16 protein-coding genes are annotated in these 21,309 nt (G+C 71.4%); 3 read left to right on the top strand and 13 right to left on the bottom strand.

Translation table 11 applies throughout. The features are described 5' to 3' along the window. The coding region (locus C7C46_RS35880; protein ID WP_220040593.1) for a hypothetical protein at positions 1 to 183 on the top strand (183 nt) is incomplete at its 5' end. Positions 184 to 328: 145 nt separating this feature from the next. Here the strand turns inward: C7C46_RS35880 and C7C46_RS10875 are convergent. From C7C46_RS10875 to eccD, 9 genes are all read right to left on the bottom strand, one after another. Further along, positions 329 to 2,014 carry a ribonuclease J gene (locus C7C46_RS10875; protein ID WP_110668304.1) on the bottom strand — a complete coding sequence of 562 codons (1,686 nt, stop codon included), beginning with the start codon at positions 2,012 to 2,014 and terminating at the stop codon, positions 329 to 331. 210 nt (positions 2,015 to 2,224) lie between these two features. After that, positions 2,225 to 3,124, bottom strand: coding sequence for a 4-hydroxy-tetrahydrodipicolinate synthase (gene dapA / locus C7C46_RS10880; RefSeq protein ID WP_110668305.1), 900 nt, complete (start codon positions 3,122 to 3,124; stop codon positions 2,225 to 2,227). 228 nt (positions 3,125 to 3,352) lie between these two features. Next, positions 3,353 to 4,081, bottom strand: a complete 729-nt coding sequence (thyX, locus tag C7C46_RS10885) for an FAD-dependent thymidylate synthase (RefSeq protein WP_110668306.1) — start codon at positions 4,079 to 4,081, stop codon at positions 3,353 to 3,355. Then, a complete protein-coding gene (locus C7C46_RS10890) occupies positions 4,078 to 4,518 on the bottom strand; it encodes a tetratricopeptide repeat protein (protein WP_110668307.1) in 441 nt (146 codons plus the stop codon). Before C7C46_RS10890 ends, thyX begins: the two co-directional genes overlap by 4 nt. Then, positions 4,518 to 5,279 (bottom strand): 4-hydroxy-tetrahydrodipicolinate reductase, encoded by a 762-nt coding sequence (gene dapB, locus C7C46_RS10895; protein WP_110668308.1) that lies wholly within the window; start codon positions 5,277 to 5,279, stop codon positions 4,518 to 4,520. Before dapB ends, C7C46_RS10890 begins: the two co-directional genes overlap by 1 nt. 12 nt (positions 5,280 to 5,291) lie before the next feature. After that, complete coding sequence (locus tag C7C46_RS10900) at positions 5,292 to 6,641, bottom strand: M16 family metallopeptidase (RefSeq protein WP_110668309.1); 1,350 nt, start codon at positions 6,639 to 6,641, stop codon at positions 5,292 to 5,294. An 88-nt stretch (positions 6,642 to 6,729) separates the two neighbouring features. Then, positions 6,730 to 8,937, bottom strand: a complete 2,208-nt coding sequence (locus tag C7C46_RS10905) for a polyribonucleotide nucleotidyltransferase (protein WP_110668310.1) — start codon at positions 8,935 to 8,937, stop codon at positions 6,730 to 6,732. Between the two features lie 437 nt (positions 8,938 to 9,374). Then, a complete protein-coding gene (gene rpsO, locus C7C46_RS10910) occupies positions 9,375 to 9,665 on the bottom strand; it encodes a 30S ribosomal protein S15 (RefSeq protein ID WP_110668311.1) in 291 nt (96 codons plus the stop codon). Between the two features lie 129 nt (positions 9,666 to 9,794). After that, positions 9,795 to 11,252 carry a type VII secretion integral membrane protein EccD gene (gene eccD, locus C7C46_RS10915; protein WP_110668312.1) on the bottom strand — a complete coding sequence of 486 codons (1,458 nt, stop codon included), beginning with the start codon at positions 11,250 to 11,252 and terminating at the stop codon, positions 9,795 to 9,797. Between the two features lie 160 nt (positions 11,253 to 11,412). Between eccD and eccCa the strand changes: the two genes are divergently transcribed. Further along, entirely contained in the window at positions 11,413 to 15,360 is a 3,948-nt protein-coding gene (gene eccCa, locus C7C46_RS10920) for a type VII secretion protein EccCa (protein WP_110668313.1), read from the top strand. A 504-nt stretch (positions 15,361 to 15,864) separates the two neighbouring features. Beyond that, positions 15,865 to 17,271 (top strand): APC family permease, encoded by a 1,407-nt coding sequence (locus C7C46_RS10925; RefSeq protein ID WP_110668314.1) that lies wholly within the window; start codon positions 15,865 to 15,867, stop codon positions 17,269 to 17,271. A 98-nt stretch (positions 17,272 to 17,369) separates the two neighbouring features. Here C7C46_RS10925 and mycP read toward each other — a convergent pair whose 3' ends face one another. The 4 genes from mycP to eccB form a co-directional block, all read right to left on the bottom strand. Continuing rightward, positions 17,370 to 18,620 carry a type VII secretion-associated serine protease mycosin gene (gene mycP, locus C7C46_RS10930; RefSeq protein WP_110668331.1) on the bottom strand — a complete coding sequence of 417 codons (1,251 nt, stop codon included), beginning with the start codon at positions 18,618 to 18,620 and terminating at the stop codon, positions 17,370 to 17,372. A gap of 122 nt (positions 18,621 to 18,742) precedes the next feature. Next, a complete protein-coding gene (locus C7C46_RS10935; RefSeq protein ID WP_110668315.1) occupies positions 18,743 to 19,033 on the bottom strand; it encodes a WXG100 family type VII secretion target in 291 nt (96 codons plus the stop codon). Positions 19,034 to 19,123: 90 nt separating this feature from the next. Further along, positions 19,124 to 19,429 carry a WXG100 family type VII secretion target gene (locus C7C46_RS10940; protein ID WP_110668316.1) on the bottom strand — a complete coding sequence of 102 codons (306 nt, stop codon included), beginning with the start codon at positions 19,427 to 19,429 and terminating at the stop codon, positions 19,124 to 19,126. Between the two features lie 201 nt (positions 19,430 to 19,630). Continuing rightward, a complete protein-coding gene (gene eccB, locus C7C46_RS10945; protein WP_110668317.1) occupies positions 19,631 to 21,220 on the bottom strand; it encodes a type VII secretion protein EccB in 1,590 nt (529 codons plus the stop codon). Positions 21,221 to 21,309: the final 89 nt, after the last annotated feature.

Genomic DNA, 21,309 nt, shown 5'->3' on the forward strand with positions numbered 1-21,309 from the left:
CTGGCGTTGACTTTTGGCACGCTGTTGAGTTCTCAAGGAACGGACGCTTCCTTTGCGCTGATCTCTCAGCTCTCCGGGCGCTTCGCTCTTTCGTGTTTCCAGCTTATCAGACGTTTTCCGTGCCGTTTCCGGCTCCGGATTTCATCGGATTTGCTTTCGCCTTTCGGCGCTCCCGAACTCTAGCAGAGTTCCTCGGTCCGTTTCCCCGCTCGAACGTCAATCGAAATTCTGAGCGGAGCCGCGCGACCGGAGCGGGGCAACTCGGAGAACCTTACGCACCGAGTCGCCCCGCGTCAAACCAGGTCGAGTGCCGCGGTCAGGTCCGGTCTCAGACCTCGACCACGACGGGCAGGATCATCGGCCGGCGACGGTAGTTGTCCGCCACCCACTTGCCGATGATGCGGCGCACCAGCTGCTGGACCTGGCGCACGTCCAGCACGCCGTTGTCGGCGGACTTGCGCAGCGCCTCCTCCAGCTTCTGCACCACGGGGCCGAAGGCGCCGTCGTCGATGCCGGAGCCGCGGGCCTGGATGGTCGGGCCGCTCACGATCTTGCCGCTGCTGGAGTCCACCACGACGAAGACCGAGATGAAGCCCTCCTCGCCGAGGATCCGACGGTCCTTCAGCGAGGACTCGGTGACGTCGCCGACCGAGGAGCCGTCGACGTACACGTAGCCCGCCTGGACCTTGCCGACGATCTTGGCGACACCGTTCTCCAGGTCGACCACCACGCCGTCCTCGGCGATGACCGTGCGGTTCTTCGGCACGCCGGTCTTGATGGCGAGGTCGGCGCAGGCGCGCAGGTGGCGCCACTCACCGTGCACCGGCATCAGGTTCTTCGGCTTGCAGATGTTGAAGAAGTACAGCAGCTCGCCGGCCGAGGCGTGCCCGGAGACGTGCACCTTGGCGTTGCCCTTGTGGACGACGTTCGCGCCCCAGCGGGTCAGGCCGTTGATGACCCGGTAGATCGCGGTCTCGTTGCCGGGGATCAGCGAGGAGGCCAGGATCACGGTGTCGCCCTCGACGATCCGGATCTGGTGGTCGCGGTTGGCCATCCGGGACAGCGCGGCCATCGGCTCGCCCTGCGAACCGGTGCAGACCAGCACGACCTCCTTGTCCGGCAGGTCGTCGAGCTGCTTCACGTCCACGATCAGGTTGCCGGGGACCTTCAGGTAGCCCAGGTCCCGGGCGATGCCCATGTTGCGGACCATCGAGCGGCCGACGAAGGCGACCTTGCGCTTGTACTCGTGCGCGGCGTCCAGCACCTGCTGGATGCGGTGCACGTGGCTGGCGAAGGAGGCCACGATGATGCGCTTGTCCGCGTTGGCGAAGACGTTGCGCAGCGCGGCGGAGATGTCCCGCTCGTGCGGGATGAAGCCGGGGACCTCGGCGTTGGTGGAGTCCACCAGTAGCAGGTCCATGCCCTCCTCGGCCAGCTTGGCGAAGGCGGGCAGGTCGGTCAGCCGGCCGTCCAGCGGGAGCTGGTCCATCTTGAAGTCGCCGGTGGCGACCACCATGCCCGCAGGGGTGCGGACCGCGACCGCCAGGGCGTCGGGGATGGAGTGGTTGACCGCGATGAACTCGCAGCTGAAGGGGCCGATCTGCTCCTTCTCGCCCTCCGCGACCTCGAGGACGTAGGGCCGGATCCGGTGCTCGGCGAGCTTGGCCTCGATCAGCGCCAGGGTCAGCTTCGAGCCGATCAGCGGGATGTCCGGGTTCTCCCGGAGCAGGTAGGGCACGGCGCCGATGTGGTCCTCGTGACCGTGCGTCAGGACGATGCCGTCGATCTTGTCGAGGCGGTCCCGGATCGAGGAGAAGTCCGGCAGGATCAGGTCGATGCCGGGCTGCTCGTCCTCGGGGAAGAGCACGCCGCAGTCGATGACCAGCAGCCGGCCCGCGTACTCCAGCAGCGTCATGTTGCGACCGATCTCCCCCAGACCGCCGAGCGGGGTGATCCGGATCGCGTTCGGCGCGAGTGCGGGCGGAGCGCCGAGTTCAGGGTGAGGATGACTCAAAAGATTCTCCGTTCACGCAGCACGCCATACACCGGGGGGTCTTCGCCCCACCGGCATATGGCGCGCGGCTTCGTCAGTACCTGTCAGGTCGGTCCGCTCGTCACCGAGCGGCTCGTTGCTGTGCCTCGCGCCGGTCGTCTCCGGTTCTGCGACGGACCCCGCTGGCGGTAGCGGGGCCCGGCGATCCGGGGGCGCGCACGTCGTGTGTTGTTACAGGTGTACCCCGCCCGCGGCGAGATCCTCCTTCAGGCGGGCGATCTCCTCCGGTGTGGCGTCGACCAGCGGCAGCCGGACCGGGCCGGCGGGCCGCCCGGCCAGCGCGAGCGCCGCCTTGGTGAGGATCAGGCCCTGGGTGCGGAACATGCCGGTGTAGACCGGCAGCAGGCTCTGGTGCACGGCGGTTGCCCGTGCGGTGTCACCCGCGGCGAAGGCCTCCGCCAGTTCCCGCAGCCGGTCGGCGACCAGGTGGCCGACCACGCTGACCATACCGACGGCTCCGACCGACAGCAGCGGCAGGTTCAGGATGTCGTCGCCGGAGTACCAGGCCAGCCCGGACCGGGCGATCGCCCAGGAGGCGGCGGCCAGGTCGCCCTTGGCGTCCTTGTTGGCCACGATCCGCGGGTGCTCGCCGAGCCGGACCAGGGTCTCGTGGCCGAGGGCCACACCGGCCCGGCCGGGGATGTCGTAGAGCATCACCGGCAGGCCGGTGGCGTCGGCCACCGCCACGTTGTGCCGGTAGAGACCCTCCTGCGGGGGCTTGCTGTAGTAGGGGGTGACCACCAGCAGGCCGTGGGCGCCGGCGGCCTCGGCCTGCCGGGCCAGCTCGACGCTGTGCGCGGTGTCGTTGGTGCCGCAGCCGGCGACCACGTGTGCCCGGTCCCCCACCGCCTCCACCACGGCGCGCACCAGCTGCGCCTTCTCGGCGTCGCTGGTGGTCGGGGACTCGCCGGTGGTGCCGTTCAGCACCAGGCCGTCGTTGCCCAGGTCCACCAGGTGGGAGGCCAGGCGCTGGGCGCCGTCGAGGTCGAGCCCGCCGTCGGCGGTGAACGGGGTCACCATCGCGGTCAGGACCCGGCCGAAGGGAGCGTGCGGAGTGGAGGTCGGAGCCATGGGTCCAAAAATACTCGTAGCCGATGAGGAGGCTGGGAGTCCGGTCCACGGTTCGGACAGCGGACCCCCTGACGAGGGGCCAGAAAGGCCGCAAATCATAGGATTCCGGTGCTACCTGCTCGGGGGTTCAAGCAGCACCGGAATCCGTGACCTGAGCCTAGGGAGCACCCGATTCTGTCGCAATCCAGACATGCCGGACCGATGCGCCCATATGGCAATCTGCCCAGGTCAGGGTGCGACCCGGCCGTGCGCGTTGAAGGCCGCATGGGTGAGCGGCATGAGCTTCGCCCACTGCTCCTCCATCTGCTCGGCCACCATCTCGATCTCGCGCTGCGGGAACGAGGGGACCTTGGCCCGCTCGTCCTTGGTCCGCAGCGAGAGGAAGTGCATCAGCGAGCGCGCGTTGCAGGTCGCGTACATCGAGGAGAAGAGCCCCACCGGCAGCACCGCCCGAGCCACCTCCCGGGCCACGCCCTCGGCCAGCATCTCCTGGTAGGCCGCGTAGGCCTCGCGGTAGGCCCGCTCCATCGCACCCGACACCGCCTCGTGCTGCTCGGGCGTGCCTTCGTGGAACTCGTACTTGCCGGGGCGGCCGACCTGCACCAGCTTGCGGTCCTGGCCCGGGACGTAGAAGACCGGCTGCAGCTCCCTGTAGCGGCCACTCTCCTCGTTGTAGGACCATCCGGCCCTGTGGCGTTGGAACTCACGGAAGACAAGAATCGGCGCGCTGACGAAGAAGGTCATCGAGTTGTGCTCGAAGGGGGTGCCGTGGCGGTCCCGCATCAGGAAGTTGATCAGGCCCTTGGACTTCTCCGGGTCGCGCTGGAGCTCCTCCAGGGACTGCTCGCCGGCGGTGGAGACCCGGGCCGCCCAGAGCACGTCGGTGTCGGTGGCGGCACTGCGGACCAGCTCCACGGTGACATCGCTGCGGAAGGTCGGGGAGGCGGCTTCGGTCACGGGGTACTCCTCAGCTTGATCGCGTGGTGCATGGTCTTGCGGGCCCGCGGGGTGTCCCCCGCGTCGGCGTAGGCGACGGCCAGGCGGAACCAGACCCGCCAGTCGCCCGGGGTGGCCTCGGCCTCGGCCTGGCGCTTGGCGAAGACCGCGTCGGCCGAGGCGCGGTCGATCCGGCCGCCCGCGGTGCGCTCGAGCTCGTCCACCGGCAGGCCGCCCTCGGCCGCCAGTTCGCGCGACATCTGCTCGGTGGTGCGCCCGAACCGGACGGTCTGGCGCAGGAACCAGATCCCGATGCCGGGGATGACGAAGGCGCACAGCCCGATGCCGATGCCGGCCGGCTTGCCGGTGGCGATCAGCTGCACCCCCTCCAGCACGCAGACCAGCGCGACGAAGAAGAGGAGGCCGGCCAGGACGAAGAAACCGGTGCGCGAGGTCATCACAGGTCCAGGAAGTGTTCGAGGCCGAAGGTGAGGCCGGGGGTCTGCACCACCTTGCGCACGCCCAGCAGGATGCCCGGCATGAAGCAGCTGTGGTGCAGCGAGTCGTGGCGGATCGTCAGGGTCTCGCCGGTGTCGCCGAACAGCACCTCCTGGTGGGCCAGCAGCCCGCGCAGCCGCACCGCGTGCACCGGAACCCCGTCCACGTCGGCGCCGCGGGCACCGGGGAGCTCGTGGGTGGTGGGGTCCTGCTGACGGGGGCGGCCGGCCGCGTCGCGGGCGGCCGCGATCAGCTGGGCGGTGCGGGTGGCGGTGCCGCTGGGGGCGTCGGCCTTGCGGTCGTGGTGCAGTTCGACCACCTCGACCGACTCGAAGTACTTGGCCGCCTGCTGGGCGAACTGCATGGTGAGCACGGCGCCGATGGAGAAGTTCGGCGCGATCAGGCAGCCGACCGGTCCGGTGGGGGTGCTGGGGGCCGCCTTGAGCCAGCCCTGCAGCAGCTCCAGCCGCTCGGGGTTCCAGCCGGTGGTGCCCACCACCGAGTGGATGCCGTTGGCGGTGCAGAACTCCAGGTTGCGCATCACCGAGTCGGGGTGGGTCAACTCGACCGCGACCTGGGCGCCGGCCTCGGTGAGCTCGCCCAGCTCGCTGTCGCGGCCGAGGGCGGCGACCAGCTCCATCCCCTCGGCGGCCCGTACCGCCTTGACGGCCTCGGAGCCGATCCGTCCGGTGGCGCCGATGACGGCGACGCGCAGGGTCATCCCAGTCCTCACTTAAAGGAAGTCGGCGAGCGTGGCCGCCCGCTTGTCGGTGATCGGGCCGATCACGGCCAGCGAGGGCTGGTGCGCCCCCAGCACGTCCCGGGCGACCGCGTGCACGTCGTCGAGGGTGACGGCGGCGATCTTCGCCAGCATCTCGTCCACCGACAGGTGCTGCCCGTAGGCCAGCTCGGCCTTGCCGATCCGGTTCATCAGCGAGCCGGTGTCCTCCATGCCCAGCACGGTGGAGCCGGAGATCTGGCCGATCGCCCGGGTCAGCTCCTCCTCGGTGATCCCCTCGGTGACCACCTTGTCGAGCTCCTCGCGGCAGATTCGCAACACCTGCTCGACCCGCTTGGGCTGGCAGCCGGCGTAGATGCCGAACAGGCCGGTGTCGGCGTAGGAGGAGGAGTACGAGTAGACCGAGTAGGCCAGGCCGCGCTTCTCCCGGACCTCCTGGAAGAGCCGCGAGCTCATCCCGCCGCCGAGCGCGGCGTTGAGTACGCCGAGCGCCCAGCGCCGCTCGTCGTGCCGGGGCACGCCGGGCACGCCCAGGACCAGGTGGGCCTGCTCGGTGGGCCGGTTCAGCACCGCCAGCCGTCCCGCGGTGCGCACCGCGCGGACCCCGCGGCGGGGCTCGGCGGGCGCGGCCTCGGACTTGGCCAGCAGCGGGGCGAAGGCCGCCCTGACCTGCTTGACGACGGCCGCGTGGTCCAGGTTGCCGGCCGCCGCGACCACCAGCTGCTCGGGCTTGTAGCGGCGCTTGAAGAAGCCCGCGATCTGATCCCGGGTCAGCCCGGTGACGGTCTCCTGGGTGCCCAGGATCGGGCGGCCGAGCGGGCCGTCGCCGAAGATCACCTTGGCGAACAGGTCGTGCACCACGTCGCCCGGGTCGTCCTCGGCCATCGCCATCTCCTCGAGGATGACGCCGCGCTCGGCCTCCACGTCCTCGGGGCGGATCAGCGAGCCGGTGAGCATGTCGCAGACCACGTCGATGGCCAGCGGCAGGTCGGTGTCCAGCACCCGCGCGTAGTAGCAGGTGTTCTCCTTGGCGGTGAAGGCGTTCATCTCACCGCCGACCGCGTCCAGCGCGGCCGAGATCTCCAGCGCCGAGCGCCGGGCCGTGCCCTTGAAGAGCAGGTGCTCCAGGTAGTGGGTCGCGCCGTTGAGCTGCGGGGTCTCGTCCCGGGAGCCGACGCCGACCCAGATCCCGAAGGTGGCCGACCGCACCGTCGGCAGGGTTTCGGTGACCACCCGCAGGCCGCCGGGCAGGACGGTGCGGCGCACCGTGCCGGCGCCGTCCACGCCCTTGAGGAGGGTGCGGGTACTGCCGGGACGCTGCTTCGTCGCCGGGGCCTGGGCCACGGGCTTCCTTCTTTCACAGGAGCAGACAGAACAGGAGGCGGCCCGTACGCCGCGAGGGCGTACGGGCCGCGGGGTTGCTAGCGGCGCGTCACTCGGACGCGGCCTCGTCACCCTCTTCGCCCTCGACGACCGGGATCAGCGAGAGCTTGCCGCGCGGGTCGATCTCGGCGATCTCGACCTGCACCTTGGCGCCGACGCCCAGCACGTCCTCGACGTTCTCCACGCGCTTGCCACCGGCGAGCTTGCGGATCTGCGAGATGTGCAGCAGGCCGTCCTTGCCCGGCATGAGCGAGACGAACGCGCCGAACGTCGTGGTCTTCACCACGGTGCCCAGGTAGCGCTCGCCGACCTCCGGCATGGTCGGGTTGGCGATCTGGTTGATCGTCGTACGGGCAGCCTCCGCCGAGGGACCGTCGACCGCACCGATGTAGATGGTGCCGTCGTCCTCGATGGTGATGTCCGCGCCGGTGTCCTCCTGGATCTGGTTGATCATCTTGCCCTTGGGGCCGATGACCTCACCGATCTTGTCCACCGGGATCTTGATGGTGATGATGCGCGGCGCGTTCGGCGACATCTCGTCGGGCGCGTCGATCGCCTCGTTCATCACGTCCAGGATGTGCAGGCGGGCGTCCTTGGCCTGCTTCAGCGCGGCGGCCAGCACCGAGGCCGGGATGCCGTTGAGCTTGGTGTCCAGCTGCAGCGCGGTGATGAAGTTGCGGGTACCGGCGACCTTGAAGTCCATGTCGCCGTACGCGTCCTCGGCGCCCAGGATGTCGGTCAGCGCGACGTAGTGGGTTTCGCCGTCGATGTCCTGCGAGATCAGGCCCATCGCGATGCCCGCGACGGCGGCCTTCAGCGGCACACCGGCGTTCAGCAGCGACATGGTCGAGGCGCAGACCGAGCCCATCGAGGTGGAGCCGTTGGAGCCCAGCGCCTCGGAGACCTGGCGGATCGCGTAGGGGAACTCCTCGCGGGTCGGCAGCACGGGCAGGATCGCCCGCTCGGCCAGCGCGCCGTGGCCGATCTCGCGGCGCTTGGGCGAGCCGACCCGGCCGGTCTCACCGACCGAGTAGGGCGGGAAGTTGTAGTTGTGCATGTAGCGGCGGCGGGTCTCCGGGGAGAGCGTGTCCAGCTGCTGCTCCATGCGGAGCATGTTCAGCGTGGTGACACCCAGGATCTGGGTCTCGCCGCGCTCGAACAGCGCCGAGCCGTGCACCCGCGGGATCGCCTCGACCTCGGCGGCCAGGGTGCGGATGTCGGTCAGGCCACGGCCGTCGATGCGGACCTTGTCCTTGATGACGCGCTCGCGCACGATCTTCTTGGTCAGCGCGTTGTAGGCGGCGCTGATCTCCTTCTCGCGGCCCTCGAACTCCGGGAGCAGCTTCTCGGCGGCGACCGCCTTGACCCGGTCCAGCTCGTTCTGGCGCTCCTGCTTGCCGGCGATGGTCAGCGCCTTGGCCAGCTCGTCCTTGACGGCGGCGGACAGCGCGGCCAGCACGTCGTCCTGGTAGTCCAGGAAGACCGGGAACTCGCCGGTGGGCTTGGCGGCCTGGGCGGCCAGGCGGGCCTGGGCGTCGCAGAGCACCTTGATGAACGGCTTGGCGGCGTCCAGACCGCCCGCCACGACCTCCTCGGAGGGCGCCTCGGCGCCGCCCGCGACCAGGGTGATGGTCTTGTCGGTGGCCTCGGCCTCGACCATCATGATCGCCACATCGCCGTCCGGCAGCACCCGGCCGGCCACGACCATGTCGAAGACGGCCTCCTCCAGCTCGGAGTGGGTCGGGAAGGCCACCCACTGACCCTTGATCAGCGCGACGCGGACGCCGCCGATCGGGCCGGAGAACGGCAGGCCGGCCAGCTGGGTCGAGGCGGAGGCGGCGTTGATCGCGACCACGTCGTACAGGTGGTCGGGGTTGAGCGCCATGACCGTCACGACGACCTGGACCTCGTTGCGCAGGCCCTTGACGAAGGACGGGCGCAGCGGGCGGTCGATCAGACGGCAGGTCAGGATGGCGTCCTCGGAGGGGCGGCCCTCACGACGGAAGAACGAGCCGGGGATCCGGCCCGCGGCGTACATCCGCTCCTCGACGTCCACCGTCAGCGGGAAGAAGTCGAAGTGCTCCTTCGGCTGCTTGGAGGCGCTGGTGGCCGACAGCACCATGGTGTCGTCGTCCAGGTAGGCCACGGCGGAGCCGGCGGCCTGACGGGCCAGGCGGCCGGTCTCGAAGCGGATGGTACGGGTGCCGAAGGAACCGTTGTCGATCACGGCCTCGGCGTAGAACACGTTCTCTTCCACCTGGAAGATCTCCTCTTTCGTACGTTTCCGGGAGGGCGCCCCCGCGTGTGCCACCGTCGGCCCTGACCTGCCGGGCCGGTCTTCGATCGAAGCCCCCGGGCGCTCCCGCTTCGGTCTGCGGGACTCCCGGCGGCCACTACCGAGGACCGGCGCCTCGCGGCGGTCCGGCCTGGCGGCGGCTCTACCCGCGCTGCGGACGGTTCGTCCGCCCGGCGCACGGGCGCTCCTCCTGGATGCGGGCGGCTTCCGTTTGAAGCCTGGAGCCCGCTGCTGGTTGTGGTGCGTCTGGGTGCGGCGCTGGTTGGCGCCACCACCCGGCATGCCCACAACCCTACGGTGCGAATCTCGGCCACCTCGGGAGGCGAACCGGGAATGTACTGCGGTCGGGTAAGCGCGAGGGGCGGCTCCCCTGAAGGGGAGCCGCCCCAGGGGCGCTGCTAGCGGATGCCGCCGGCGGCACCGCGACGGATGCCCAGGCGGTCGACGAGCGCACGGAAGCGCTCGATGTCCTTCTTGGCCAGGTACTGCAGCAGACGACGGCGCTGACCGACCAGGATCAGCAGGCCACGACGGCTGTGGTGGTCGTGCTTGTGGAACTTCAGGTGCTCGGTCAGGTCCGAGATGCGGCGGGAGAGCATGGCCACCTGAACCTCGGGGGAGCCGGTGTCGCCCTCCTTCTGGCCGAACTCGGCGATGATCTGCTTCTTGACGTCGGCAGCGAGAGCCACGCGAACTCCTTCGGGGTTTCCGAGCGTCCCTGGTTTACGGCACAGGAAGCTTCCACTACTCGGACAGCCAAGGGTACCAGCCGGTTCCTGCCGGGCCGACCGGGATTTCCCGGGCCCGTCAAGGGGTGCTCAGCCGGTGGTGCCGCGGACCCGGGCGTAGACGTCCAGGACGCCCAGCGCCAGCGGGACCAGCGACATCAGCAGCAGGCTGTCCACCAGGTCCAGCACCCGGCCCCAGAACGGCGAGACGCCCAGCCGCGGCACCACCAGCGCGATGGCGGTGAGCAGTGCGGCGCCGGCCGCGACCGAACCGGCCAGCCAGAGCGTGCGCAGGTCGACCGCGGTGCTGCCGGCGGCCTCGACGATGAACAGCGGGGTGTGCAGCGACAGGCCCACGATCAGCAGGGCCAGGCCCAGCAGGCCGGCCACGGTCAGGCTGAACACCTGCGCGGTGTAGCGGAACAGCCGGGCCCGCAGCATGGTCGACACGCCGAGGGCCAGCGCCAGCAGCTGGGTGAAGACGGCGTCGGTGAAGCCCAGCACGGCGCAGCTGCCGACGATCACCGCAGCTGCTCCGCCGACCAGGCCGACCAGCACCTCGTGGCCACGCCGGGCCTGGTGGGCGATCCGCTCGTACTGCACCGCCTCGGCCCGGGTCTGCTCCTCGCCGAGCCGGCCGGAGCGGGTGCGGGTCTGGCCGGGGGCGCTGTACCCGACCGGCAGCCGGGCGAACCGGGCCGACAGTGCGGGCAGGAAGCCGATCGAGGCGAGCGCGGCCACCCCGGCCACCGCGGCGATGTGGCCGGCGGGGGTGGCGGGCAGCAGCACCGCGCCGAAGGTGGCCAGGGTGCCGGCGGTGCCGAGCACCGCGGCGCCCACGAAGACCGAGTCCCGCTCCGGCAGCAGCCCGACCAGCAGCACCGAGACCACCAGCACCGACACGCAGCCGACCAGGAACTGCAGTCGGCCCGGGCCGGCCCCGGCATGCGCCACCGCGATCACGCCGGTGCCGGCGATCAACGCGTGCGGCAGCGCGCCGACGCCCAGCGCCAGGGCGGCGGCGTGGTCCTGGTAGACCCGGGCGCGCACCCCGGCGAAGCCGACCAGCACCACCGCGGTGACGCCGGCCAGCACGCCGGGCAGGCCGTGCATGTCGTGGCGCAGGTCGGCGAACCAGAGCGCGAAGCCGAGCAGCACGATCAGCACGGCGGCGCCGACCAGGCCGAAGGCCCGCATCAGGTCCGGGCTCCAGAACCGGCGGTCGGCCTCGACCGCGCTGGCGATCGCGTCGGCGACGTCGTCGTAGACGGCCGGCGGCAGCGACTCGGCGAACGGACGCAGGCTCAGCAGGTCGCCGTCGCGCACCTGCTGGGCGTTGAGCGGCAGGCCGCTGTCCAGCACGGTGCCGTCCCGGCGGACCAGGTGGAAGCCGGTGGGGGCGCCCTCGCCCTGGGTCTGGCCGGACAGCCGCAGCACCTCGGGGTAGATGTCCGCAAGCGGGACGTCCTCCGGCAGCGCCACGTCGATCCGGCTGTCCGGCGCCACCACGGTGACCCGGCAGAAGCCGGTCGCTGCATTGGTACTCAACGGTGCTCCCCCTGACTGCTGTTGGTGCTGCGTCACCCTACCGTCCGCCCGTCTGCGCCGACCGGGGGTGCCCTGGGTAGGATCGCCCGGTCGGCGACGGGGGCGAGGCAGTCACAGGGGCGCCACCTGCGCGATGCGACCGGTCAGTCGAGGGCGGTAGATGAGTGTCGTAACGGTCAAGCGTCCGGCCCGGGTCTATCCGCCCGCGGTGCCGGAGGAGCCGGTGGAGCTGGCCTCCCCGCCCGAGCTGGCCCGCGGCGGCGGTGACGACTGGATGATGAGCCTGCTGCCGATGCTGGGCATGGGCGGCTCGGCGGCCTTCTTCTTCATGCCGGGCGCGGCGCCGATGATGAAGGTCATGGGCGTGCTGATGCTGGCCTCCACGGCCGGCATGGGCGTGGCCCAGGTGGTGCGGGCCCGCAAGGGCGGCGGCACCGGCCTGGCCGACGAGCGCCGCGACTACCTGAAGTACCTGCAGCAGATGCGCCGTCAGGTCCGGCGCACCGCCGAGCGCCAGCGCGGTGCGCAGCTCTACCTGCACCCGGAGCCGGACCAGCTCTGGTCGATCGTGGCCGAGGGCCGCCGGCTGTGGGAGCGCCGCCCCAGCGACCCGGACTTCGCCCAGATCCGGCTGGGCCGCGGCCCGCAGCAGCTGAGCACCCCGCTGGTGGCACCGCAGACCGCGCCGATGGACGAGCTGGAGCCGCTCTCGGCGGACGCCATGCGCTCCTTCCTGCAGGCCCACGGCACGCTGGCGGACCTGCCGCTGGCGGTCTCGCTGCGCGCCTTCTACCACCTCACGGTCTGCGGCGACCCGGACACCGTGTACGGCACGGTGCGTGCCATGATCGCCCAACTGACCACCCTGCACTCCCCCGACGACCTGCTGGTCGCGGTGGCCGCCGCGCCCGGTGCGCTGGAGGAGTGGGAGTGGATGAAGTGGCTGCCGCACAGCCAGCACCGCAAGCAGAACGACGGCGCGGGCTCGCGCCGGCTGATCGCGGCCGGCCTGGGCGAGCTGGAGCAGCTGCTGGCCGACGAGCTGGCGGGCCGGCCGCGGTTCGTCCGCGACGCCCAGCCGACCGCGGACCAGCCGCACCTGGTGGTGGTGCTGGACGGGGCCTCGGTGCCGCACGACTCGGTGCTGGCGGGGTTGGAGGGCGTGCACGGGGTGACCGTGATCGAGGTGGTGCCGGGCGAGCTGGACGAGCCGACCGGGCACCTGCTGGTCACCGTCTCGCCGACCGAGCTGCTGCTGCAGTCCGCCTCCGGCGCCTCCTACTCCGGTGCCCCCGACACGCTGACCGCCTGGCAGTCCGAGGCGCTGGCCCGCCAGCTGGCCCCGTACCGGATCTCGGCCGGCGGCGACGACGAGCCACTGCTGTCCAACCTGGACTTCACCGACCTGATGGGCGTGGGCGACGCCGGCTCGGTGGACGTCGCGCGCACCTGGCGCCCGCGGGCCCAGCACGAGAAGCTGCGGGTGCCGATCGGGGTGGGCGCGGGCGGCGAGCTGGTCCACCTGGACATCAAGGAGGCCGCGCTGGAGGGCATGGGCCCGCACGGACTGTGCGTCGGCGCGACCGGTTCGGGCAAGTCGGAGCTGCTGCGCACGCTGGTGCTGGGCCTGGCGATGACCCACTCCTCCGAGACCCTCAACTTCGTGCTCGCCGACTTCAAGGGCGGGGCGACCTTCGCTGGCATGGCGGACATGCCGCACACCTCCGCGGTGATCACCAACCTGGAGGGCGAGCTCACCCTGGTCGACCGGATGCGCGACGCGATCGAGGGCGAGCTGAACCGCCGTCAGGAGCTGCTGCGGTCGGCCGGCAACTACGCCAACCTCAACGAGTACGAGCGGGCCCGGGCGGCCGGCGCGGCGCTGGACCCGCTGCCCTCGCTGGTACTGATCATCGACGAGTTCTCCGAGCTGCTCACCGCCAAGCCGGACTTCATCGACATGTTCATCCAGATCGGCCGGATCGGCCGGTCGCTGGGCGTGCACCTGCTGCTGGCCTCGCAGCGCCTGGAGGAGGGCAAGCTGCGCGGACTGGACACCTTCCTCTCCTACCGGATCGGTCTGCGCACCTTCTCGGCCGCCGAGTCGCGGGCCGCGATCGGCGTGCCCGACGCCTACCACCTGCCGCCGGTGCCGGGCGTCGGCTACCTGAAGTTCGGCACCGACGTGATGGACCGGTTCAAGGCGGCCTACGTCTCCGGGCCGTACCGGGCGCCGGGCCAGCAGCGCACCAGCGGCCGGGTGGCCGGTGTGCAGCCGGTGCTGTTCACCGCAGCCGAGGTACCGGTGCTGGAGCTGCCGCCGGCCCAGCTGGAGCCGGAGCCGGAGCAGTTGGACGACGCGCTGGCGGACACCGTGCTGGACGTGATCGTGCAGCGGATGGCCGGGCAGGGTCCGGCCGCGCACCAGGTCTGGCTGCCGCCGCTGGATCTGCCGCCGAGCCTGGACCAGTTGCTGCCGCCGCTGCAGGCCACCGCCGAGCGCGGGCTGACCTCGCCGGAGTTCGGGGCGCTGGGCCGGCTGGTGGTGCCGGTCGGGATCGTGGACCGGCCGCGCGAGCAGCGCCGCGACGTGCTCTACCAGGACTACTCGGGCGCGGCCGGCCACGGCCTGGTGGTCGGCGGTCCGCGGTCGGGCAAGTCGACGCTGATCCGCACCATGGTGGCCGGCTTCGGCCTGACCCATACCGCGGCCGAGGCGCAGTTCTACCTGCTGGACTTCGGTGGCGGCGGCTTCCAGTCGCTGCAGGAGCTGCCGCACGTGGGCGGGGTGGCGGGCCGGCTGGACCTGGACAAGGTGCGCCGCACGGTCAGTGAGGTGCACGGGGTGCTGAACCGGCGCGAGGAGCTGTTCCGGGCCACCGGGATCGACTCGATCGCCACCTACCGCACCCGCCGGGCGGCCGGACAGCTGCCAGAGGAGCAGTTCGGCGACGTCTTCCTGGTGATCGACGGCTGGCTCACCTTCCGCCAGGAGTTCGAGGCGCTGGAGCCGGTGGTCAACGACATCGCCCAGCGCGGCCTGGGGTACGGCGTGCACGTGGTGCTCACCGCGGCCCGCTACGCCGAGGTCCGCCCGGCGCTGAAGGACCTGCTGCAGAACCGCACCGAGCTGCGCCTGGGCGACTCGATGGAGTCGGAGATCGACCGCAAGGTGGCGCAGAACGTGCCGGTGGGCGCGCCCGGGCGCGGGCTGACCGGGGCCAAGCTGCACTTCCTGGCCGCGCTGCCGCGAGTGGACGGCTCGACCAGCGCGGACGACCTGGTGACCGGGGTGGCCGGTCTGGTGGAGGCGGTGAACGCGGCCTGGAGCGGGCCGCGCGCGCCGCAGGTGCGGATGCTGCCCGCGGTGCTGGACGGCCACACGCTGCCCAAGGGCTTCGAGCACCCCGGGCGCGGGATCGCGTTCGGGGTGGACGAGGTCGAGATGGCGCCGGTCTTCGTCAACTTCGAGACCGACCCGCTGTTCATCGTCTTCGGGGAGAGCGAGTCGGGGAAGTCGGCGCTGCTGCGGATGCTGGTCAAGCAGATCACCGAGCGGTACACCCCGGACCAGGCCGGCATCGTGGTCGGCGACTACCGGCGCGCGCTGCTGGGCGCGGTGCCGCCGGAGTACCTGGTGGAGTACGCGGCCGCGCAGCCGGCCATGGCGGCGATCGTGGACATGCTGCGCGGGGCCTGCGCGCGCCGGCTGCCGGGCCCGGACGTGACGGCCGAGCAACTGCGCAACCGCAGCTGGTACAGCGGCAAGGACATGTTCGTGGTGGTGGACGACTACGAGCTGGTGGCCACCAGCTCGGGCAACCCGCTGGCGCCGCTGGCCGAGTTCCTGCCGTTCGCCCGGGACATCGGCCTGCGGGTGATCATCGCGCGCAGCGCCGGCGGGGCCGGGCGCTCGCTGTTCGAGCCGGTGATGCAGCGGATGCGGGAGCTGGGCGGCCAGGGCGTGCTGCTCTCCGGGCCGCGGGACGAGGGCGCGCTGCTGGGCACCGCCAAGCCGCAGGCGCTGCCGCCGGGCCGGGGGCTGTTCGTGTCGCGCCGGATCGGCGGCGGTCAGATGGTGCAGACCGGATGGCTGCCGCCGCAGTAGTGACAGTGGGTGACCAGCAGGGGCCGGGTGCGTGCGACGCACCCGGCCCTGCTGCTGCGGGTGTCCGCTGGCCGGAATGTTATCGAGCATTTTTCCGGCCGCGGCTGCGGATGTCGTCGCGCCCCCAGGGCCTGGTCAGGGCCCTCGAGGGCTGATTGCGGGCCTGGGCGAGGGATAGGAAGGGCCGGATTTGACCTTCGATTTCAAGCCAGGCAACGGCCGTTAACCTTCGATTCATCCTGGCTTGGCCAAAGCTAACAGTTCGGACATCCGCCCTCGTGACCGTTCGTGAGCATCGGATTGGATGGTCATGCGTTCCACCGCAACGGATTCCGAAGGCCGAGCGGCATTGACGCGACCCATACGCCCCCGCACCATTGGCCACTCGGGAGCGACACCGAGCAAACCCCCAGGCGAGACCCCCTCCGGAGGCGATAGCCGCTCCCGATCCCCCAGTACCGCACAGGACCGCGCCTCCCGGCGCTGAGCCGATCGGACCTCCCCATGACCGACACGCTTCGCCCGCCCACTGCCGCCCCCACGGCAGTGGTCACCAGCACCGAGGCCCCGCGCAAGCTCAACCGCTCGCTGGGCATCGTGGGCGGAACGCTGCTCACGCTCTCCTGCGTGACGCCGGCCTCCTCGCTCTTCGTCATCGTGCCCACCCTGTTCAACTCGCTGGGCACCGCGACCGCGCTGACCATCGGCATCGGCGCGATCATCTGCGTGGCGGTCGCGTTCGCCTACTCCGAGCTGGGCACCCTGATCCCCAGCGCGGGCGGCGAGTACGCGATGGTCGGCACGCTGGCCGGGCGGTTCGCCGGCTGGCTGGTCTTCATCCAGTCGCTGCTGGTCGTGATGATCGTCCCCGCGGTCATCGCCATGGGCACCTCGGCCTACCTGGCCCCGATCGTGCACCTCAACCCCTCGGTCGCCGGCGCGGGCGTGATGCTCGCCGCCACCGTGGCCGGCCTGCTGGACCTGCGCGCCAACGCCTGGATCACCGGCATCTTCCTGGTGCTGGAGGTGATCGCGGCCGGCGTGGTCTCCTTCCTCGGCTTCGCGCACAGCCAGCGCGGCGCCGGCTCGCTGGTGCACGGCGTGGTGGCCGACACCAGCGGTGCCACCAGCGGCGTGGGCCTGACCGCGATGATGGCCGCGATGGGCACCGCGCTCTTCGTCACCCAGGGCTTCTCCACCGCGATCTACCTCTCCGAGGAGCTGGAGAACCCGCGCAAGAACGTGGCCCGCACCGTGCTGTGGACGCTGGGCCTGTCCGCTGTGGTGATCATGGTTCCGACCATCGCCATCACCCTGGGCGCCCCCGACGTGGCCAGCCTGACCGGCGGCGACATCTCCTCGATGGTGACCGGCTGGAGCAACTCGGCGGTCGGCACCTTCATCAGCCTGTGCATCGCGCTGGCGATCATCAACGCCGGCATCGTCATGGTGATCCAGAACTCCCGGGTGCTCTTCGCCTCGGGCCGCGACAAGGCCTGGCCGGAGCCGGTCAACAAGGCCTTCGGCACGCTGAACCGGTTCAACGCCCCGTGGATCTCCACCCTGGCGGTCGGCGTGCCCGGCGCGGCGCTGTGCTTCGTCCCGCTCACCCAGCTGACCAACATCACCGGCGTCTCGGTCGCCGCGCTCTACCTGCTGGTCGCCGTCGCCGCGCTGTTCTCCCGCCGCGGCGCCCACAAGGACGCCCCCGCCTGGCGCCAGCCGCTGTGGCCGGTGCTGCCCGCGCTGCTGGTCGTCGCGCTGCTCTACGTACTGACGCAGCTGGACACCACCGCGCTGATCTGGACCGGCGCGATCACCGCCGTCGCCTCGCTCTACTGGGTCCTGTACCTGCGCCCGCGCCAGGAGAGCCGCTGGGTGATCACCCTGCCCGAGGACGAGCGCGCCTGACCCCCGTGCCGAACGGCCCGGACACCCACTGGGGAGTGTCCGGGCCGTTCGGTTTCCTGCTGGCGGGCCGCGTTCGGTCTCCGCCGCCGCGTCAGCGCTCAGCCGGCCCGGCGGCGGCGCAGGTCGCGCAGCACCACCGAGCCGCCGAACAGCGCCGCGACCAGCAGCACGCCGGTGCCCAGCACGTAGGCCGCGGTACGCCGGTCCCGGTCGGCCTGGGTCTCGCCGAGCCCGAGCGGCTGCGCCACGATCGGGGCGCCGGCCAGCTCGACCGCCGGGTCGGGCACCGGATCGGCGGCCGGCGGGTCGGTGTCGGTGACCGCCTTGACCGGGTCCACCACGCCCCAGCCGAGGTACTTGTCGGGCCCGCGCTGGATCCGCTGCGCGGTCTGCTCGATCCGGGCCCGGATCTGCCGGGCGGACCAGTCCTTGTGCTCACCGCGCAGCAGTGCGGCCACCCCGGCCACGTAGGGGGCGGCGAAGCTGGTGCCGTTGTCCACGCACTGGCCACCGGCCGGGACGGTGGAGAGCATGTCGACGCCGGGGGCCGCGACCTTCACGAAGTCGCCGTACTCGGAGAACGCGGCCCGCTCGTTGTTGCGGTCGGAGGCGCCCACCGCGAGCACCGAGGGGTAGGCGGCCGGATAGGTGGCGCCCTCCTGGCCGTCGTTGCCGGAGGCCGCGACCACCACCACGTTGGCCGCCTCGGCCGCCTCGACCGCGCGGCGCAGTCCCCCGCCGTCGCCGAAATCGCCGCTGTTGCCGGCGGCCCGCACGTCCTGCGAGATGTTGATCACCTGGGCGCCCTTGGCCACCGCGCTGTTGACCGCCTTGGCCAGGGTGTCGACGTCGCCGTTACCCGCGTCGTCGTTCTGCCGGATCGTCAGGATCCGCGCGTCGGGTGCCAGCCCCACGAAGCCGACGCCGTCGCGGTGGGACGCGGCGATGATCCCGGCCACCTTGGTGCCGTGGCCGACCGGGTCGGTCCTGGCTCCGCCCTGGACGGGCTGCGGCGGGTTGACGCTCTTGTCCGCCAGCAGGGTCCCGCCGTCCAGCACCTTGCCCTGCAGCTGCGGGTTGCGGTCGTCCACCCCGGTGTCGATCACCGCCACCAGCACGTCCTTGCCGGTGCTCCGCCCGCCCTGCCAGAGCTGGTCCAGCAGCACCCGCTGGAGCGCCCAGGGGGTGGCGGCCACGTCCTTGGCGGGGAAGGTGCAGTTGCCCGCGGCGGAGATGCTCAGCGGGGACCAGTGCAGGCCCGCCGGGTCGTCCGCGAAGGCCGGCGTACCGGCCGCGAGCACGCCCAGTGCCGCCGTGACCGCCCCGGCCCGCCCCAGTTGGCGCTTCAACCCCACTGCCCGCCCTCCCGCTCGCCCGACATGCCCGGAGCGGGCGTCCCGGGGGACGCCCGCTCGTTCAGGGCCTGTCTCACACTTCCCACCACCGCGCCCCGGTCACCGGGGCTGCGGGGTCACCCCTCCCAGAGCGCCCGGTTGGCGTTCTCGGTGTGGGTGTAGCTCTGGTGGGCGTTGTCCAGCGCCGAGGCGATCTGCAGCAGCGTGGTGTGCAGGTCCGCCGCCTTCTGGTCCCAGACCCGCTGGCGGGCCTGGTAGCCCTCCTGCGCCGCACCGCTCCAGGAGGCGGCGATCTTGGCGACGCCGGCCTTCAGGTCGTCCAGCTGCTGCTGGATGGTGGTGGCGGTCTGGCGGACGGTGGTGCCCGCGTTCTCGATGGTCGAGAACGTGACCTTGATCTCTGGCATGGTGGCTCCTAGCGATGGATGAGGTGGTCCGGGCGCACCCCCGTGCCGGCTGCCCGGGAACTTCGCGTTACCGACCGGAGGTCGGGGCGATCAGCCGCCCTGGACGCCGCTGATCGACGAGCGCTGGTTGTCCTCGGTCGCGGAGTACTGCTTGGTGGTGGCGTCGATCGCCTGCCGGATCTCGTCCAGCACCTTGTTGAGCGCCTGGGCGTCGTCGTTCCAACGCTGCTGGAGCTGGTGGTAGGCGGTCGCGGCATCGCCCGTCCAGCCGCCGGCCACCTCGCCGATCAGGCCGTTGAGCGACTGGATCTCCTTCTGGACCTGCTCGTTGACCTGGACGATCTTCGCCGAGAAGGCCGTCATCTCCTCGGCGGTCGTCGTGAACTGACCAGCCATATGCCACCGTCCCCCATGAGACAGACCATCATCGGGCCCGAACCGGTCACCCAGCCGACCCGAAGGACACCACGGCGTGATGCCTGCGGAGCACTTTATCCGTCGCCACCGAACCACCCAACACCGGGCAGCTGATGGTTACCAAGCCCTGACGTTGCCACCGCCGGGTGCTGACCGATCGTCAGAAGTCGGCGTCCGGGCTCAGGAGTTCTGCGCCTGGGTGGCGGTCCTGGTGTTCAGCACCGGGCCCGCCGGGACCAGGTCGGACCAGGCCTTGGGGACCGCGACCGGCTGGTCGTCCTTGTACCCGAGCCTGGCCTGGGCCTCGTTGGTCGAGGGCGGGGCCGCCGCGGCGCCGGCCTGTGCCGGATCGGCGGACGGGTCGGGCGAGGGGCCCGCCCCCGCACCGGCCGCCTGGCCGTCGTTGTTGGCCGGCACCGCGTAGCGCAGCCCGGTCTCGGTGATCAGGAAGTCGCTGCCGGAGGCCTGCGCGCTGCTGTCCATCGCCCGGTAGAACAGCCCGTGCCCCGGGCTGACGTGCGCGGTCGCGGTGCCCGGGGTGTACGGGGCCGGGAAGTCGGTGCCGGCCCAGACCGAGCGCTGCACCCCGCCGGCCGCCATTCCCTCGAAGGTGGAGCAGACCACCGCCCGGGCACCGGTGGCGTCACCCCCGTTGACCGCGTCGCCCGGCTTGGCGGCGGGCCAGTCCGGCACCTTGGCCAGCGGGCCGGAGCTGTCGTAGTCGCGGGTGTAACTCGCGTTGTCCGCCGGGGAGATGGTGGCGACGGTGGGCGGCTTGTGGTCGTAGGCCACCGCGGTCAGCGGGTTCATCTGGATCAACTGGGCGGCGAACGCCGTCACCTGGTACAGCCGGTCGGCCCCCACCACGTAGTAGGCGTCCCCCGAGGTGACCAGCCGGCCCACGAACCGCTCGGCCGGGTCGGCCAGTTGCACGCTGGACGGGGACTTGGCAGCGGTCAGCCCCGGCACCGCGGGGAACACGATCGGGCTGCCCTCGGCCAGCGTGTCCAGCCACTGCCGGGTGACGTGCTCGGGCTTGCTCTGGGTGCCGAACAGCGCCAGCCGCAGCGCCCGCATGTCCGCCTCGCCCATCCCGGCGGTGCCCAACTGGTGCTTGCGGCCCTGTGGATCGACCAGGTACTGGGGTCCGTCCGCGCCGTTCGCCCGCGGCGCCTGGACGTAGAGCGCCTGCCCGCCGCCGAGCATCCGGTCCTTGCGGGCCAGCGTCTGCGCCTCGGCGCCGGCCGCGATGAAGACGCCCTGGTTGGGGTGGTCGTCGTCGGCGCCCGGGCGGTCGCAGACCGACCACTTCTTGGCCTGCCCGGCGTCCCCCGCGCTGGGCAGCTTGTCGGGCGCGTACGGGATGCCGATGGTCGGGCCGTGGTCCTTGTAGTTGTCCAGCACCGAGTCGGCGACGAAGACGACCTTGGAGTCGGCCGGCAGCACCAGCTTGGCCGAGGCCATGTTGATCACCGGGTGCAGCACCTTGCCGCCGTCCGGACCGGGCAGCACCACGTAACGGGTCGTCGAGTCCTTGCCGACGATGACGTTCTTGCCGTCGTCCCAGCCCACCGGCGCACTGGGCTTGATCATCCCCCAGACCCCGAACCCCGCCAGCACCACCGCGCCCAGCACCAGCGAGGGCACCACGGCCCGGATCGGGCGCGGCGCGTCCTCGTCGCTGCCGCCGCCGGCCGGCTGCAGGAAGGCGCCCACCATGCGCTTGCGCGCGAAGGTGTAGGCGTTGAGCTCGTCGCGCCGTGATGCCATCTCTACCCCGTCTCCCCGTTCCCGCTGCCCCGCCCGCCGGGCCCCCGCTGGCCCCAACCCTCTACGATGCCGCAGACGGTGAGTACGGT

The sequence above is a fragment of the Streptomyces tateyamensis genome, assembly GCF_003205575.1.
GTDB lineage: Bacteria > Actinomycetota > Actinomycetes > Streptomycetales > Streptomycetaceae > Kitasatospora > Kitasatospora tateyamensis.